This is a genomic window from Mesonia sp. K7 (assembly GCF_003233725.1).
In the GTDB taxonomy this organism is placed as follows: domain Bacteria; phylum Bacteroidota; class Bacteroidia; order Flavobacteriales; family Flavobacteriaceae; genus Mesonia.
On sequence record NZ_QKQV01000012.1, the window covers coordinates 51,749 to 67,288 of the forward strand.

19 protein-coding genes are annotated in these 15,540 nt (G+C 35.1%); 16 read left to right on the forward strand and 3 right to left on the reverse strand.

Translation table 11 applies throughout. The features are described from left to right. Positions 1-32 precede the first annotated feature (32 nt). From DNG35_RS09375 to DNG35_RS09380, 3 genes are all read left to right on the forward strand, one after another. Positions 33-1,040, forward strand: coding sequence for a 3-oxoacyl-ACP synthase III family protein (locus DNG35_RS09375; protein WP_111128518.1), 1,008 nt, complete (start codon positions 33-35; stop codon positions 1,038-1,040). A gap of 40 nt (positions 1,041-1,080) precedes the next feature. Further along, positions 1,081-1,248 carry a hypothetical protein gene (locus DNG35_RS12190; RefSeq protein WP_158524887.1) on the forward strand — a complete coding sequence of 56 codons (168 nt, stop codon included), beginning with the start codon at positions 1,081-1,083 and terminating at the stop codon, positions 1,246-1,248. A gap of 208 nt (positions 1,249-1,456) precedes the next feature. Further along, entirely contained in the window at positions 1,457-1,819 is a 363-nt protein-coding gene (locus DNG35_RS09380; protein ID WP_111128403.1) for a CoA-binding protein, read from the forward strand. Here the strand turns inward: DNG35_RS09380 and DNG35_RS09385 are convergent. Beyond that, on the reverse strand, positions 1,796-3,253 hold the full coding sequence (locus DNG35_RS09385; RefSeq protein WP_111128405.1) for a sodium:solute symporter: 1,458 nt from the start codon (positions 3,251-3,253) through the stop codon (positions 1,796-1,798). The genes DNG35_RS09380 and DNG35_RS09385 overlap by 24 nt on opposite strands. Before the next feature lie 74 nt (positions 3,254-3,327). On the opposite strand from DNG35_RS09385, the gene recR reads away from it, so the two are divergent. The 3 genes from recR to DNG35_RS09400 all read left to right on the forward strand — a co-directional run bounded on the left by recR (position 3,328) and on the right by DNG35_RS09400 (position 6,457). Then, the gene (gene recR, locus DNG35_RS09390) at positions 3,328-3,951 is read left to right on the forward strand and encodes a recombination mediator RecR (RefSeq protein WP_111128407.1); all 624 of its coding nucleotides are present in this window, start codon (positions 3,328-3,330) and stop codon (positions 3,949-3,951) included. A gap of 1 nt (position 3,952) precedes the next feature. Next, complete coding sequence (locus DNG35_RS09395; protein WP_111128409.1) at positions 3,953-5,077, forward strand: glycosyltransferase family 2 protein; 1,125 nt, start codon at positions 3,953-3,955, stop codon at positions 5,075-5,077. Positions 5,078-5,143: 66 nt separating this feature from the next. Then, on the forward strand, positions 5,144-6,457 hold the full coding sequence (locus DNG35_RS09400) for a dihydrolipoamide acetyltransferase family protein (RefSeq protein ID WP_111128411.1): 1,314 nt from the start codon (positions 5,144-5,146) through the stop codon (positions 6,455-6,457). On the opposite strand, the gene DNG35_RS09405 is transcribed toward DNG35_RS09400, so the two are convergent. After that, complete coding sequence (locus DNG35_RS09405; RefSeq protein ID WP_111128413.1) at positions 6,454-6,885, reverse strand: BLUF domain-containing protein; 432 nt, start codon at positions 6,883-6,885, stop codon at positions 6,454-6,456. The genes DNG35_RS09400 and DNG35_RS09405 overlap by 4 nt on opposite strands. A 123-nt stretch (positions 6,886-7,008) precedes the next feature. Between DNG35_RS09405 and DNG35_RS09410 the strand changes: the two genes are divergently transcribed. The 10 genes from DNG35_RS09410 (at position 7,009) to bshC (ending at position 14,798) form a co-directional block, all read left to right on the forward strand. Beyond that, complete coding sequence (locus tag DNG35_RS09410) at positions 7,009-7,785, forward strand: 3'-5' exonuclease (RefSeq protein WP_111128415.1); 777 nt, start codon at positions 7,009-7,011, stop codon at positions 7,783-7,785. Positions 7,786-7,788: 3 nt separating this feature from the next. Then, the gene (locus DNG35_RS09415) at positions 7,789-8,403 is read left to right on the forward strand and encodes a fumarylacetoacetate hydrolase family protein (protein ID WP_111128417.1); all 615 of its coding nucleotides are present in this window, start codon (positions 7,789-7,791) and stop codon (positions 8,401-8,403) included. Then, a complete protein-coding gene (locus tag DNG35_RS09420; protein WP_111128420.1) occupies positions 8,403-8,741 on the forward strand; it encodes an Hpt domain-containing protein in 339 nt (112 codons plus the stop codon). Before DNG35_RS09415 ends, DNG35_RS09420 begins: the two co-directional genes overlap by 1 nt. Further along, complete coding sequence (locus DNG35_RS09425) at positions 8,741-9,988, forward strand: competence/damage-inducible protein A (protein ID WP_111128423.1); 1,248 nt, start codon at positions 8,741-8,743, stop codon at positions 9,986-9,988. Before DNG35_RS09420 ends, DNG35_RS09425 begins: the two co-directional genes overlap by 1 nt. A gap of 88 nt (positions 9,989-10,076) precedes the next feature. Beyond that, positions 10,077-10,316, forward strand: a complete 240-nt coding sequence (gene rpmB / locus DNG35_RS09430; protein WP_111128426.1) for a 50S ribosomal protein L28 — start codon at positions 10,077-10,079, stop codon at positions 10,314-10,316. 27 nt (positions 10,317-10,343) lie between these two features. Further along, positions 10,344-10,526, forward strand: a complete 183-nt coding sequence (gene rpmG / locus DNG35_RS09435; RefSeq protein WP_111128429.1) for a 50S ribosomal protein L33 — start codon at positions 10,344-10,346, stop codon at positions 10,524-10,526. 47 nt (positions 10,527-10,573) lie between these two features. After that, complete coding sequence (locus tag DNG35_RS09440; protein ID WP_111128432.1) at positions 10,574-10,726, forward strand: DUF4295 domain-containing protein; 153 nt, start codon at positions 10,574-10,576, stop codon at positions 10,724-10,726. A 112-nt stretch (positions 10,727-10,838) separates the two neighbouring features. After that, on the forward strand, positions 10,839-11,795 hold the full coding sequence (gene ftsY, locus DNG35_RS09445) for a signal recognition particle-docking protein FtsY (protein ID WP_111128435.1): 957 nt from the start codon (positions 10,839-10,841) through the stop codon (positions 11,793-11,795). Between the two features lie 57 nt (positions 11,796-11,852). Beyond that, positions 11,853-13,154, forward strand: coding sequence for a 30S ribosomal protein S12 methylthiotransferase RimO (rimO, locus tag DNG35_RS09450; RefSeq protein ID WP_111128438.1), 1,302 nt, complete (start codon positions 11,853-11,855; stop codon positions 13,152-13,154). A 45-nt stretch (positions 13,155-13,199) separates the two neighbouring features. Beyond that, complete coding sequence (gene bshC, locus DNG35_RS09455; protein ID WP_111128440.1) at positions 13,200-14,798, forward strand: bacillithiol biosynthesis cysteine-adding enzyme BshC; 1,599 nt, start codon at positions 13,200-13,202, stop codon at positions 14,796-14,798. Here bshC and DNG35_RS09460 read toward each other — a convergent pair. Continuing rightward, positions 14,795-15,520: an SIMPL domain-containing protein gene (locus tag DNG35_RS09460; protein ID WP_111128444.1), complete on the reverse strand. Its 726-nt coding sequence runs from the start codon at positions 15,518-15,520 to the stop codon at positions 14,795-14,797. The two genes, bshC and DNG35_RS09460, sit on opposite strands and share 4 nt — an antisense overlap. Between the last annotated feature and the right edge of the window lie 20 nt (positions 15,521-15,540).

Genomic DNA, 15,540 nt, shown 5'->3' on the forward strand with positions numbered 1-15,540 from the left:
TTTCACGAAAGCATTTAAAAATAAAATATATGTTGTACCAATCTAAAATAGCAGGCTTAGGAAGTTATGTGCCCGAAAATGTGGTGACCAATAATGATTTATCAAAATTAATGGAGACCAACGACGAATGGATTCAAGAACGAACGGGTATTAAAGAGCGTCGTCACATCAAAAAGGGAGACGGAAACTCGACCGCCATTATGGGTGTAAAAGCAGCCAAAATTGCCTTGGAAAGAGCCAAAATAAATAAAGATGACATCGACCTCATCATTTTTGCGACGTTAAGTCCAGACTATTATTTTCCAGGTTGTGGCGTGCAAGTGCAAGAAATGTTGGATATTCATACGTGTCCGGCTCTTGATGTACGTAACCAATGCAGCGGTTTTGTATACGGACTTTCGGTAGCCGATCAATTTATCAAAACTGGAATGTATAAAAATATTTTGCTGATTGGTAGCGAAAACCATTCTGGAGGTTTAGATATGACCACGCGTGGTCGTGGCGTTTCGGTTATCTTTGGTGATGGAGCAGGAGCAGCAGTTTTAACACAAAGTGACCATAACGGACAAGGGATTTTGTCTACACATTTACACAGTGAAGGAAAACATGCTTTAGAGCTTTCGCTAAAAGGACCAAGTACCATGCATTGGGTTCCGGAGTTGATTGAGAAAAACCCACAAGAAGATATTCCGTATTATCCTTATATGAATGGGCAATATGTGTTTAAACATGCAATACAGCGTTTTAGTGAAGTCATCAAAGAAGGGTTGAAAGAAAACGGATTAGAAGTAAAAGACATCGATTTGTTGATTCCGCATCAAGCGAATTTGAGGATAGCACAATTTATTCAGCAAAAGTTTAAGCTTTCTGATGACCAAGTGTTTAATAACATTCAGAAATACGGAAATACTACGGCAGCTTCGATACCAATTGCGCTAACCGAAGCTTGGGAACAAGGCAAAATAAAAGAAGGGGATAACATTGTTTTGGCGGCTTTTGGTAGTGGATTTACTTGGGGAAGTGCTGTGATAAGTTGGTAAACTTGAAATAAATTTGTATTTTTTCTGAAATTATGATTTTATGAAGAAACAAAACTTTACCCTAATTTTTATAAGTCTAACTTCCTTGATTTTTATTGCTTTGTACAGTTTTATAGAGATCAATAAATATGCTGGTTTTATTCTAATTCCTATACTTATTGCCTATTATGTTGGGCAATATGCCGAAAGAAATTATAGTGATCGCTAAAAAAGAAAAACCCTCAAAAAATTTTGAGGGTTTTATGTTCTGGTAGTTTGATTTTAGGCTAATTCAAATAAATTACCAACATACTCTATTATTATAGACGTAATTCGTTTTAAAAAGTTGCATCAAAATTTCATTTTAACATTTTGATAACTAAGAATTAAAGAAAATCTAACTTAGTTATTGGCATTCAAAGAGTTATTTTCAGGTTATGAATAAAAAAACACTTGTATTGGGAGCTTCGCTCAAACCCAACCGATATTCTTATATTGCCATCAAAAGATTGTCTTTACACAACATAGAAACCCGTGCAATTGGTTTAAGAAAGGGGTTTATAGATGAGGTAGAGATTATTGATTTTCCTAAAAATTTTGAGGCCATTCATACGGTTGCGTTATACCTTAATCCTAAACGTCAAAAAATTTATTATGATTATTTGGTGAGCTTAAAGCCCAAACGTGTCATTTTTAACCCAGGAACTGAAAATCCGGAGTTATACAAAATCCTTGAAAGGGAAAATATTGAAGTGGAAATTGCTTGTACGTTAGTTTTACTTTCGACGAATCAGTACTAAACCTAAAAAAGTAATCAATCCGTTAATGACCAATAACTCATAATTAAATTGATACCCACCAATCCATTCCGTTGGGATTTTCCCCAACATAAAAGTAATCGCCACTGAAAGTACCGCAATAAGCCAAACCCATTTGTCTTTGATTTGGTATTTGGTAAAAATACCAAAAGCAAACAAGCCCAACAAAGGCCCATAAGTGTAAGAAGCGGCTTTGAGCAATAAATCAATAACGCTGCTATCCATCAGGTATTTAAAGGCGATGATTACCACAATAAGTAAAATGCTAATGCCAATATGAACCCGTTTTCTAATTTGTTTCTGTTTTTCTTCTGCGTGTTTTTTAATATTGATAAAATCGACGCAATAGCTTGTAGTTAATGAAGTTAAAGCACTGTCGGCACTTGAATATGCGGCTGCAATCAATCCGAGAATAAAAATAATACCTAAACCAATACCCATATTTCCGTTTAAGGCAATTTCAGGAAAAAGTAAATCGGTTTTTTCTTTGCCGTCGAGCATCGGTATTGCAACTCCGCTTTGTTCCGCATAGATAAATAGTAAGGCTCCTAAAAACAAAAACAAAATATTTACCGGGATAAACACCAAACTATATGACATCACATTTTTTTGTGCTTCCTTCAAGTTTTTACAAGTAAGGTTTTTTTGCATCATATCTTGATCGAGACCTGTCATACAAATGGTGATGAACATTCCGCCGAAAAATGATTTCCAGAAATAATTACCTGCTAAAAAATCATCAAAAAAGAAAGTTTTGTTGTATTGATCAAGTTTAGGAGAAGTAAAGACTTCGTTAAAACTCCAACCCATCGAATCACTGATAAAGTATATGGCGATCGCTACTGAACTCAGCATAAATAAGGTTTGTAAGGTATCGGTCCAAACAATGGTTTTGATTCCGCCTCGAGCGGTATAAATCCATATCAAAGCAATAGAAATAATAACCGTCACAAAAAATGGAACACCCCAATTTTCGAAGACAAAATATTGTAAAACGGTTGCTACCAAAAATAAACGAAACGAAGCGCCCAAAACTCTTGAAAGAAAGAAGAAAAAGGCACCGGTTTTGTAGGAAACTTCGCCAAAACGTTGTTGTAAATACTCGTAAATAGAAGTAACATTAAGGCGATAATATAAAGGCAACAACACAAAAGTAATCACAAAATAGCCAAACAAATACCCGATTACCACTTGCATATAGCTAAATTGTGAATCGCGAACCCAACCTGGTACAGAAATAAAAGTCACGCCAGAAAGTGAAGCGCCAACCATTCCGAAGGCGACCACATACCAAGGCGACTTACTTTCGGCTTTAAAGAAAGCCTCATTGCTATCATTTTTCCCTGTAAAGTAGGAGATAAGCATTAAAATCAGAAAATAAACCGCAATGAGAATAATGATATGAATGGGTTGCATTTACTAAAGTATTTTCACAAACTTACTATTAAAATTGAATATATACTTTAAATGAAATATGTATTTTTGTCGTTATGGATTTTTCATCAAAACTCTTACAGCAAGCGGTTGAAGAAATGGCGCAATTGCCAGGAATTGGGAAGCGAACAGCCTTACGATTGGTTTTACATTTACTCAAGCAACCTGTCGAGCAAACCCATTTTCTTGCCGAAGCTTTGGTCAATCTAAAGACACAAGTAAAATTCTGTGAAAACTGTCATAACATTAGCGATGTAGAGGTTTGCGAGATTTGTGCCAACCCTAATCGTGACCAATCGTTGGTTTGTGTGGTCGAGGATGTAAAAGATGTAATGGCTATAGAAAACACAAGTCAATATAAAGGTATTTATCATGTTTTGGACGGAAAAATAAGTCCGATGGAAGGAATTGGACCAACCCAGCTCAACATTTCTACTTTGGTTGAAAAAGTAGCTCAAGGTGAAATCAAAGAAATTATTTTTGCATTGAGCAGCACGATGGAGGGTGATACCACTAATTTTTATATCTACAAACAACTGGAAGGTAAAAATATAAAGACATCAACCATCGCTCGCGGAATTGGCGTTGGCGACGAACTCGAATACGCCGACGAAGTTACCCTTGGGCGAAGTATCTTGCACCGCATTCCGTTTGAAGAATCCCTAAAAAACACCATTTAGCGTGCGGCTTTCGGTCATCATACTCAACTACAAAGTGCCGTATTATCTGATGCACTGTTTGGCAAGTGTGAGCAGAGCAATACAAAATATAGATGCCGAAATTATTGTGGTTGATAACCACTCACAAGACGAAAGTGTAAGTTTGGTGAATCGTTATTTTCCTGAAGTAAGAATTATTGAAAACCCTACAAACTCAGGATTTAGCAGGGGTAATAATTTGGGTGTAAAAGAAGCTCAAGGCGCATATATTTGTCTGGTCAATCCCGATGTTTTTGTAAGTGAAAATTGCTTTGCAGAAGCATTAGCTTTTGCAGATGCTCACACAGACTTAGGAATTTTAGGAGTAAAAATGATAGATGGTTCGGGAAGTTTTCTACCTGAATCAAAACGAAATATTCCGACTCCTAAAGTTTCTTTTTCCAAAATCTTAGGAAATACTAAAAACTATTATTCCGCTTTAAGCGAAAACGAAATCGGAAAAGTAGAAATCCTTTCAGGTGCTTTTATGCTGATGAAAAAAGAGAAGTATCTGGAAGTTGGCGGATTGGATGAAGACTATTTTATGTACGGTGAAGATATCGATCTGAGTTATAAATTCCTTAAAAAAGGCTATCAAAATTATTACCTCGGAACTACAAAAATCATTCATTATAAAGGCGAAAGCACGGTAAAAGATGCTAGTTATCGTAAGCGTTTTTACGGAGCGATGAAAATTTTCTACCGTAAGCATTTTTACAAAAATCAGTTTTTTTATCAGTTGGTAAGTTTAGGAGCCAAACTTCTACAATCCAACTTTTTTAATACCACCAAGAAAAAGCAAGTTGAAGTATCAGAAGTTTATCACAACTACTTTATAGCTTCAATAGATGAAAGCATTCAGCGAAAGCTAGAAAAAAAATACAATACCAATTTCGAGACGGTAGCTACCCATAATGATGGGTTTCCCTCCACCCAAAACTCCCTTTTGGTTTTAGATAACGAAACTGTTTCCGCGCAAGCAATCATCAATTTTATAGAAGCTTCACAAAGCACTTCATTAAAATACAGAATAAGGCCGCGAGGTTTTGATTTTATCATTGGGAGCGACCAAAGTATAAGCAGAGGAGAAGTGGTAAAACTCGATTAAACCAAAATTTTATTACCAAAAAAGTGATTTTTTGCTTAATTTCGCAGTCTGTTATTTTAAAAATTTATGGCAAAGTTTGAATTGAAACTCCCGAAAATGGGAGAGAGTGTTGCAGAAGCAACCATCACAAATTGGTTAAAAGAAGTAGGCGAAAGCATAGACGAAGATGAAGCAGTACTTGAAATTGCTACCGACAAAGTAGACAGCGAAGTACCAAGCGAAGTAGAAGGTGTTTTGGTCGAAAAACTTTTTGAAGCAGATGATGTGGTAAAAGTAGGTCAGACTATTGCGATTATAGAAACCGATGGTGATGCTCCAGTAGCTCAAGAAACAGAAACACCAGAAAAAGTTGAAGAAAAAGCTCCTGCTAGTACAGCCCAAGTGGAAGATATGGTTACGCAAGCAAGGGAATCGGTTACTTCACAAGATTTTTCTGATAGCGATCGTTTTTATTCTCCTTTGGTAAAGAGTATTGCACAAGAAGAAGGTATTTCGGTTTCAGAATTGGAAACCATTTCGGGCACAGGTAAAGATAATCGTGTGACTAAAAACGATATTTTAGATTACGTAAAAAATAGAGGTTCACAACCAACACAAACAGCTCAACCAACAGCAAAACAAGAACCAGCCAAGTCTACAGAAGTAGCAAAGGTTCCGGTGAGTGTAAATGGTGAAGATGAAATTATCGAGATGTCGAGAATGGGTAAACTCATTTCGCATCATATGGTGCAAAGTGTACAAACTTCGGCACACGTACAATCGTTTATCGAGGTAGATGTAACCAATATCTGGAACTGGAGAAGTAAAATTAAAAACGAATTTGAAAAGCGAGAAGGTGAGAAAATTACATTCACACCTATCTTTATGGAAGCTGTCGCGAAAGCGATTAAAGACTTCCCGATGATTAATATTTCGGTAGACGGTAATAAAATTATCAAGAAAAAAGCCATTAATCTTGGTATGGCAGCAGCTTTACCAGACGGGAATCTTATTGTTCCTGTAATAAAAAATGCAGATCAACTTAATCTTGTTGGCATGTCAAAAGCCGTAAATGACTTGGCAAACCGAGCAAGACAAGGGAAGCTAAAGCCAGATGACACTCAAGGTGGAACCTATACCGTAACCAACGTTGGTACTTTTGGAAGTATTATGGGAACACCAATTATCAATCAGCCACAAGTAGGTATTTTAGCATTGGGAGCCATTAGAAAAGTGCCTGCAGTTATCGAAACTGCCGATGGTGATTTTATAGGAATCCGTTACAAAATGTTCTTATCGCATAGCTACGATCACAGAGTAGTAAACGGAGCTTTAGGCGGACAGTTTGTACAGCGTGTAGCTCAATATTTAGAAGCTTTTGATGTGAATAGAAGCTTTTAAGAAGCTAAATCGTTAATATAATTTTGAATTAAGGTCAATGCCGGTAAAGCTTGACCTTTTTCTTTTATAGGAAACTCAAAAAGTGCATCAGGTTTAAATTCAATAAAGCCAGGCATGTTGTCAGAAAGTTTATGGTTTAGCTTTTTAAAAGCCATACTCCAGTTTTCAAAACGTCTCTCATCGAGGTTACCTTCAGCAATAGTCAATACATCTGTATGTCTTTTGTCTGTGCTAATGCAGTTATAAACTTCATTTAAAAAGCTATCAGGGCCTTCAATAAATTGTACAAAATTACCTTTTAGGTGGATTAGCACACCTGTAATTCCGAGAGATTCATTTTTGGATCTTGCAGCATCCAACAAATCTAACATTTGTTGGTCACTAAGGATATAGGATTGTTTACTTACGTAGGCAATGTATTTGAGCATTTTAAAAAATATGAAAAGTAAATTTAGAAAAATTTAAGATATGAAAGTGTTTTTTTGGGATAATCTGTAAAATAATGGTTTTTGAATTTAATAATATTACTTTTGCAAAAAATATCATTTCTGATGAATTTACAATTAACCAAACCCATTTGCTTTTTTGACCTCGAAACCACAGGTGTAAACATTGCAAAAGATAGAATCGTAGAAATTGCCATTCTCAAAATTTTCCCTAACGGAAATCGTGAAAGCGTTGTATGGCGCGTTAACCCAGAAATGCCAATCCCTAAAGAAGTTACGGCTGTTCACGGAATTTCTAATGAAGATGTGGCAAACGAACCTACATTTAAACAGCTTTCGGCGAAAGTTTATGAGATGATCAAAGGTTGTGATTTGGGAGGTTATAATAGCAATCGGTTTGATATTCCGCTTCTTGCGGAAGAATTTTTACGTGTAGGCGTAGATTTTGATATTAGAAATGCTATGGCAGTAGATGTGCAGACTATTTTCCATAAAAAAGAAAAACGCACACTCGAAGCCGCTTATAAATTTTACTGTGATAAAACCTTAGAAAATGCACACAGTGCAGAAGCAGATACTTTGGCAACTTATGAGGTATTAGAGGCGCAATTAGAAAAATATCCCGATTTGGAAACCAATACCAAATGGCTTTCAGAATACAGTTCACACAAAAAATTTGTTGATTTTGCAGGTTTTATAGCTTACAACAAAGATGGCAAAGAAGTACTCACTTTTGGAAAGCACAAAGGCAAGTTAGTAGAGGTAGTTTTAGACGAAGAGCCTGGTTATTATGGTTGGATTCAAAATGCAGACTTCCCCTTATATACCAAAAAAGTCTTGACGATGATTAAGTTGAGAAAGTTAGAAGAAAAGCTTAATTAGTAGATGAAGATTATCTGTGTAGGAAGAAATTACGCCAAACACATAGAAGAGTTGGCGAACGAAAAACCAGAAAACCCGGTGTTGTTTATGAAGCCAGACACTTCGGTTTTACTAAAAAAGCAACCTTTTTTTATCCCAGATTTTTCTAACGACGTGCATTATGAAGTTGAGGTTTTGGTGCGCATTCATAAAATAGGAAAGTATATTCAACCTAAATTTGCACATAAATATTACAACCAAATAGGTCTGGGTATCGATTTTACAGCGAGAGATTTGCAAAATGAGCTTAAAGCGAAAGGTTTACCTTGGGAAAAAGCCAAAGGTTTTGATGGTTCTGCCGTCATTAGCGAAAAATGGATTGATAAAGATAATTTTGAAGATATTCAACAACTCGATTTTTCATTGCAAAAAAATGGAGAAGTTGTGCAAAATGCTAATACATCGTTGATGTTATGGAAAATAGATGAATTAATTTCGTATATTTCCCAGTTTTTTATGCTTAAGATTGGCGATATTATTTTTACAGGAACGCCAAGCGGAGTAGGAAAAATACAAGAAAACGATATCTTAGAAGGATATATAGAAAACCAAAAAATGTTTCAGATTAAAGTAAAATAATGAAGTTATACGATTTAAAATCATTAGAGATCATGGCCGATGGTGACCAAGAATTTATGGTCGAAATCATCGAAGCTTTTATAGAAGAATTACCACCAGATATTCAGCTTATGGTAGAAGCTGTAGATAGCGACAACGCTGAACTTTCTTATAGTATTGTTCATAAAATGAAGCCTAACTTTTTGCTTTTTGGTTTAGGTTTAGAAAATAATGTAGCCAATTTAGAATTGTGGTCAAAGCATGAGCTCGCTAGAAAAGATGTTCTGAAAGATGTCGAAAAAATACAAACCCGGGTAGAAAAAGTAATTGAGCAACTTAAAGAAGACTATAACTTATAATGCAATCAGAAATTATCACAATTGGTGATGAAATCCTTATAGGTCAGATTGTAGATACCAATTCTGCGTTTATCGCAAAAGAATTCAACGCCATTGGTATCGAAATTAACCAAATAACTTCCATACAAGACGATCAAGAAGTTATTTACAATGCCTTGAAAGAAGCCTCAGAGCGCTCAAAAATTGTTGTGATTACAGGAGGATTAGGCCCAACGAATGATGATGTTACCAAAAAAACCCTATGTGATTATTTTGATGATAAATTGGTTCTAAACCAAGAAGTCCTCGATCATATCGAAGATTTATTCGAAAATCATTTACATAAAAAAACAAGTCAGCTTAACCGTGACCAGGCACTTTTACCCTCAAAGGCAAAAATTTTTAAAAATAAATTTGGTACCGCTTCCGGAATGAGCTTCGAAAAAGAAGGCCTGATTTGTATTTCACTGCCAGGAGTTCCTTTTGAGATGAAAAATCTGCTCAAAAATGAAGTGATTCCATACTTAGAGGAGCTTACTGACAGAAGTGCAATTTATCACAAAACGCTGTTAACCTACGGAATTGGTGAAAGTGATTTGGCTTTGATGATAAAAGATTGGGAAGAAAATTTACCAAAAGATATCAAGTTGGCCTATTTGCCCAATTTTGGTCGTGTGCGTTTACGACTTTCTACCAAAGGAAAACAAAAAGATGTTTTAGAAAAAAATGTCAATGAGCAAATTAGAAAAGTACTTCCTTTAATCCAAGATTATTTTAAAGGGTACGAAGATGATCTAAGTGTTGAAGAGCAAATCGCTAACTTTTTCCTTAAAAACAAACTCACTTTAGCGACTGCAGAAAGTTGCACAGGTGGTAAATTAGCTTCAGAATTGGTGAAAATACCTGGGGTTTCGCAGTACTTTTTGGGTGGTTTGGTCACTTACGCCACCAAAGCCAAAAGAAATGTTTTGCAAATTCCTGACGAGATAATTACAGAACATTCAGTGGTGAGCAAAGAAGTTACCAAGGAGATGGCAATACGCTGTCGTGAAATGTTTCAAGCGGATGTTGCAATTGCTACCACAGGCAACGCTGGGCCAACAAAGGGAGATAGTGATGCCAAGATAGGAACCGTATATATTTCTGTTTCCACGAAAGTAAAAACAGAAACCTTCCATTTTCAGTTAGGGAATGAGCGCGAAAAGGTGATTTCTAAGGCGGTTACCAAAGCGCAAGAATTACTCTTGGATTTAAAAACACAACTCTAAAATTTTTTTCTGTTTTTTTTGTTGTGTAATCAATAAAAATATTGTTAATTTGCAACCTGTTTTGAAATAACGAGAAAAGCTAAGAAAAATGTCAAGAGTTTGTGAACTTACTGGAAAAAAAGCAATGGTAGGAAACAATGTTTCTCACGCGATGAATAAAACTAAACGTAAATTTAACGCCAATTTGGTGAAAAAACGTTTCTACCTTCCAGAAGAAGATAAATGGGTAACTTTAAAAGTATCTACTTCTGCTTTAAAAAATATTAACAAGAAAGGTATTTCTGCTGTAATTAAAGAGGCGAGAGCAAAAGGTTTTTTAACCAAATAATTCTTACTTCTGTAAAAACTTATAACGATGGCAAAAAAAGGAAATAGAATACAAGTAATTTTAGAGTGTACAGAGCATAAAGAGTCTGGTAAACCAGGAACTTCTAGATACATCACTACAAAGAACAAAAAAAATACACCTGATAGAATTGAGTTAAAGAAATTTAACCCGATTTTAAATAAAATGACGGTGCATAAAGAAATTAAATAGTAATTAGGCTTTTCAGCGAAAGCTAAAACGTCAAATAATTTAGAGTTATGGCAAAGAAATCAGTAGCATCTTTACAAACAGGATCAAAAAGACTTACAAAGGCTATCAAAATGGTAAAGTCTCCAAAAACAGGAGCGTATGTTTTTGAAGAAGCAATCATGGCACCAGAAGCAGTAAACGATTATTTAAACAAAAAATAATTCGGATATCATATAATATAAAGCCGCTTCGTTTTTCGGGGCGGCTTTTTCTTTTTATGTATATTTGCCAAACTATTTTTAAAATAGTTGGTGACGCAAATTATATAGAATTATGAGCTTATTCAAAAAAATATTTTCTAAAGAAAAAAAAGAGACCTTAGACAAAGGTTTAGAAAAATCCAAAGACAGTTTTTTCGGAAAACTTAGTAAAGCTGTTGCCGGAAAAAGCAAAGTAGATGATGAGGTTTTAGATGATTTAGAAGATGTTTTGATTTCGAGTGATGTTGGGGTAACTACAACCATTAAAATCATTAACCGTATCGAAGAGCGTGTGGCTCGTGATAAATACTTAGGCACAGCAGAATTAGACCAAATTCTAAAAGAAGAAATTGCGGGTTTATTGAGCGAAACGGGTTCTGGCGAAGAAAACAATTTTGAATTACCTCTTAAAAAGCCTTATGTGATAATGGTGGTAGGCGTAAATGGTGTCGGAAAAACTACGACCATTGGCAAATTGGCACATCAGTTTAAGAAACAAGGCAAAAAAGTAGTGCTTGGAGCAGCAGATACATTTAGAGCTGCAGCTATCGATCAATTACAAATTTGGGCAGATCGAGTAGATGTTCCTATTGTCAAACAAAGTATGGGAAGCGACCCTGCTTCAGTAGCTTTCGATACGGTGCAAAGTGCTATTAAACAAGACGCTGATGTGGTGATTATTGATACTGCCGGAAGGTTGCACAACAAAGTTAATTTAATGAATGAATTGACGAAAATCAAACGCGTGATGCAAAAACTTACTGAAAATGTACCTGATGAAGTATTATTAGTGCTCGATGGTTCAACAGGACAAAACGCTTTTGAGCAAGCCAAGCAGTTTACTGCGGCAACAGAAGTGACTGCTTTGGCGGTCACTAAACTTGACGGAACCGCAAAAGGTGGTGTAGTCATTGGTATATCCGATCAGTTTCAGATTCCTGTAAAGTACATTGGCGTTGGTGAAGGTATCGAAGATTTACAGTCTTTCCATAAAATGGAATTTGTGGATTCATTTTTTAAGAAAGCGTAAGAAAATAGACACAAGAAATAAGAATTTAATCTTCCTAACTCCTAATTCCATAAACTCATGCGTACAAAATCTCTTAAAAAGAATAAGATCAATGTAGTAACCTTGGGTTGTAGCAAAAATGTTTACGATTCGGAGGTTTTGATGGGGCAATTACGTGCCAATAATAAAGAAGTTGTGCATGAGCAGGAAGGTAATGTCGTAGTGATTAATACTTGTGGATTTATCGATAATGCTAAAGAACAATCCATCAATACCATTTTAGATTTTGCCCAAAAGAAAGAAGAAGGATTAATCGACAAAGTTTTTGTGACAGGATGCTTATCCGAAAGGTATAAACCAGATTTAGAAAAGGAAATTCCAAATGTTGACCAATATTTTGGAACCACAGAATTACCTAGTTTATTAAAAGCACTTGGGGCAGATTATAAGCACGAATTGATCGGTGAACGACTCACGACGACCCCTAAAAATTATGCTTATTTAAAAATAGCCGAAGGTTGTGACAGACCTTGTTCGTTTTGTGCCATTCCCTTGATGCGTGGTAAACACAAGTCTACACCGATAGAAAACCTAGTAAAAGAAGCTCAGAACCTAGCAAAAGATGGAGTCAAAGAACTCATTTTGATTGCGCAAGATTTAACGTATTACGGTTTAGATTTATATAAAAAAAGAGCATTAGCAGATTTACTGAAAGAACTTGTAAAAGTAGAGGGCATCGAGTGGATTCGCTTGCATTATGCTTTCCCGACAGGTTTCCCTTTAGACGTTTTAGACGTGATGAAAGCTGAGCCTAAAATCTGTAATTACTTAGATATTCCGTTACAACATATTTCGGATGATTTGCTCAAATCGATGCGACGCGGAACTACACATCAAAAAACAACGGATTTGATTTATAAATTTAGGGAAATTGTTCCTGAAATGGCAATTCGTACAACTCTAATTGTGGGTTACCCTGGTGAAACTGAAGCTCATTTTGAAGAACTCAAACAATGGGTAAAAGAAATGCGTTTTGAGCGTTTAGGTTGTTTTACCTATTCTCACGAAGAAAATACGCACGCCTATAATTTAGAAGACGATGTGCCACAAGAAGTGAAGCAAGAACGAGCCAACCAAATTATGGAAATTCAATCTCAAATTTCTTGGGAGCTCAACCAGCAAAAAATAGATAAGGTTTTTAAATGTGTCATCGACCGTAAAGAAGGCAACTTTTTTATAGGACGTACTGAGTTTGATTCACCCGATGTAGATAACGAAGTTCTGATTGACGCCACCCAATTTTACCTAAAAACGGGTGACTTTGTGGATATCAAAATTACGGCTGCCGAAGATTTCGATTTATACGGTATTCCTGTTTAAAAATTTCCATAAAATTCTTTTTATATTTGTAGGAACGCTATGCATATGAACAAAAGCTTATCCTACCAACAAACGGGTTATTTTTCACCGCTTATTCTCGATTATTTAGCTCAAAAGCCATATTTACAAAACTTATATCAGTATTTTCCTACCCTAGAAAATTTTAAAAAGCAAATTGAGTTAAAGCAAAATTCCTATTTAGAATCAACTAGAAATAGGTTGGTAAAAAGCTTAAATAATCAATACCAAAATACAGCGATAAGTCCAAAAACGAAGAATAACTTAGAGCTTTTAACCAAGGAAAATACGTTCACTATAACTACGGGTCATCAGCTCAATTTATTTACCGGACCACTTTATTTTTTCTATAAAATTATTTCGGTAATTAATCTTACCGAGCAGCTCAATAACGCTTACGCGGAATATAATTTCGTGCCGGTTTATTGGATGGCAACCGAAGACCATGATTTCGACGAAATCAATTTCTTTAATTTCAAGCAACAAAAGCTAGAGTGGAAAGTAAACGCATCAGGACCTGTTGGCGAACTCAAAACAGAACAATTGGATGAGGTTTTTAAACAGTTTGAGTCCTTGCTAAATCAATCTACAAACGCAAAAAAACTAAAAGAGCTTTTTATAAACTCATATTTTAATCAAGAAAATTTAGCAGAAGCTACACAATATTTAGTGAACGAGCTTTTTGGAGAGTATGGTTTGGTAATAGTAGATTCTAACAAAAAAGAGTTGAAAAAAGAGTTTATACCATTCATAAAAAGCGATATTTTTCAAAATACAGCCTATAAAAAAGTTTCTAAAACCAAGTCATATTTAGAAAAAAGTGATTATAAAGTTCAAGTAAACCCTAGGGAAATCAACTTTTTCTATCAAGACAAAAATTTGCGTGAACGTATTATTTTCCAGAAAAATAGTTTTTATGTCAATAACACAGATTTAGTTTTTAGTCCTAAAGAGATTGAAGACGAAATCGACAAAAATCCTCAAAAATTTTCCCCAAATGTAATTTTAAGACCATTGTATCAAGAAACCATTTTACCGAACTTGGCTTATATTGGAGGAGGAGGTGAAATAGCGTATTGGCTTGAATTGAAATCTTTTTTTGACGCAGAAAAAACACCATTTCCTATTTTGTTTCTTAGAAACTCTGCGTTACTTGTGTTAAGTAAACAGTTTGAAAAATTAGAAAAATTGGAGGTTTCAATCGAAGATTTATTTTTAAAAACGAATGAGTTAAAGACGGTTTACACAGAAAAAGTTTCTCAACTTGATATCGATTTTTCTAAGCAGAAACAGTTTTTAGAACAACAATTCCAAGATTTGTATCAGTTAGCGAAAAAGACAGACCAATCGTTTTTAGGAGCTGTTGCAGCACAAGAGAAGAAGCAAAAAAACGGGCTAGACCATTTAGAAAAACGCTTACTCAAAGCACAAAAACGTAAGTTTGAAAGTGAAATAAATCGTGTTTTAAAACTTCAGGAAGAGTTGTTTCCAAATCAAAATTTGCAAGAGAGAGTTTTAAACTTTAGTGAGTTTTACGAAGCTTTTGGCGATCAACTTATTGAAAAACTAAAAGAAAATTTAAACCCATTAAATTTTAAATTTTCAATCATACAATTAGATAATTAATCTATTTCGTATTGTAGTCGCATTGTAATTGATGCAGTTTTCTTTTTACTTGAGGTATTGTAAGCTCCGCCCCAACTGTAATCTTCACCACTATTTTGACCCGTAATCTGAAAAACACCCATATCAGCTTTCTTTAAAGAACCTAATTTTCCTCCAGAATTTTCAGCAATTTTTTCAGCTCTTAACTTAGCATCTTCAGTAGCTTTTGAAATCATTTCAATTTTCAGATCAGATAGTTTGGTGTAGTAATATCTTGGTGGTATAGAATTAAATTGTACACCTTGATTAAGAAGTTCTGTTATCTCTCTAGATACTTTTTCAATCAATTCTACGTCATTCGATTCTATTTTTATCGATTGTCTTAAGTCGTAGCCTAAAAATTCCTGTCCTACAAAATTCCCGTTGTCATATTTACTTTCGCTTCTCTCTGTAGTATTCACCGAATTAAAAATGATATTATCTGGCTTAATTCCTTTTCCGATAAGGTAGTCGTTTACCGTTTTTTTATCGGCAGCAATTTGCTCATAAGCTTGTTGTAAATTTTTGCTAAAACGAGAAAAAGTTCCTTCCCAAACAATCAAATCTGACGTAAAATTAGAAGTACCAGACCCTGTGACTGCAATTACATCATTAGTATTTGCTCTTTTGACGTAGGCATTCCCTAAAAAGTAAGCCGCTAAAACAATAGCGATAGAAAAAACAATAGCTCCGACGAAACGCATAGCGGTAAAATTTAGATTGA

Bases quoted from the DNA above. Each gene is read 5' to 3' on its own strand.
- DNG35_RS12190 (WP_158524887.1), top strand. From the start codon at position 1,081: ATGAAGAAACAAAACTTTACCCTAATTTTTATAAGTCTAACTTCCTTG.
- DNG35_RS09380 (WP_111128403.1), top strand. From the start codon at position 1,457: ATGAATAAAAAAACACTTGTATTGGGAGCTTCGCTCAAACCCAACCGA.
- DNG35_RS09385 (WP_111128405.1), bottom strand. From the start codon at position 3,253: ATGCAACCCATTCATATCATTATTCTCATTGCGGTTTATTTTCTGATT.
- recR (WP_111128407.1), top strand. From the start codon at position 3,328: ATGGATTTTTCATCAAAACTCTTACAGCAAGCGGTTGAAGAAATGGCG.
- DNG35_RS09400 (WP_111128411.1), top strand. From the start codon at position 5,144: ATGGCAAAGTTTGAATTGAAACTCCCGAAAATGGGAGAGAGTGTTGCA.
- DNG35_RS09405 (WP_111128413.1), bottom strand. From the start codon at position 6,885: ATGCTCAAATACATTGCCTACGTAAGTAAACAATCCTATATCCTTAGT.
- DNG35_RS09410 (WP_111128415.1), top strand. From the start codon at position 7,009: ATGAATTTACAATTAACCAAACCCATTTGCTTTTTTGACCTCGAAACC.
- DNG35_RS09415 (WP_111128417.1), top strand. From the start codon at position 7,789: ATGAAGATTATCTGTGTAGGAAGAAATTACGCCAAACACATAGAAGAG.
- DNG35_RS09420 (WP_111128420.1), top strand. From the start codon at position 8,403: ATGAAGTTATACGATTTAAAATCATTAGAGATCATGGCCGATGGTGAC.
- DNG35_RS09425 (WP_111128423.1), top strand. From the start codon at position 8,741: ATGCAATCAGAAATTATCACAATTGGTGATGAAATCCTTATAGGTCAG.
- rpmB (WP_111128426.1), top strand. From the start codon at position 10,077: ATGTCAAGAGTTTGTGAACTTACTGGAAAAAAAGCAATGGTAGGAAAC.
- rpmG (WP_111128429.1), top strand. From the start codon at position 10,344: ATGGCAAAAAAAGGAAATAGAATACAAGTAATTTTAGAGTGTACAGAG.
- DNG35_RS09440 (WP_111128432.1), top strand. From the start codon at position 10,574: ATGGCAAAGAAATCAGTAGCATCTTTACAAACAGGATCAAAAAGACTT.
- ftsY (WP_111128435.1), top strand. From the start codon at position 10,839: ATGAGCTTATTCAAAAAAATATTTTCTAAAGAAAAAAAAGAGACCTTA.
- rimO (WP_111128438.1), top strand. From the start codon at position 11,853: ATGCGTACAAAATCTCTTAAAAAGAATAAGATCAATGTAGTAACCTTG.
- bshC (WP_111128440.1), top strand. From the start codon at position 13,200: ATGAACAAAAGCTTATCCTACCAACAAACGGGTTATTTTTCACCGCTT.
- DNG35_RS09460 (WP_111128444.1), bottom strand. From the start codon at position 15,520: ATGCGTTTCGTCGGAGCTATTGTTTTTTCTATCGCTATTGTTTTAGCG.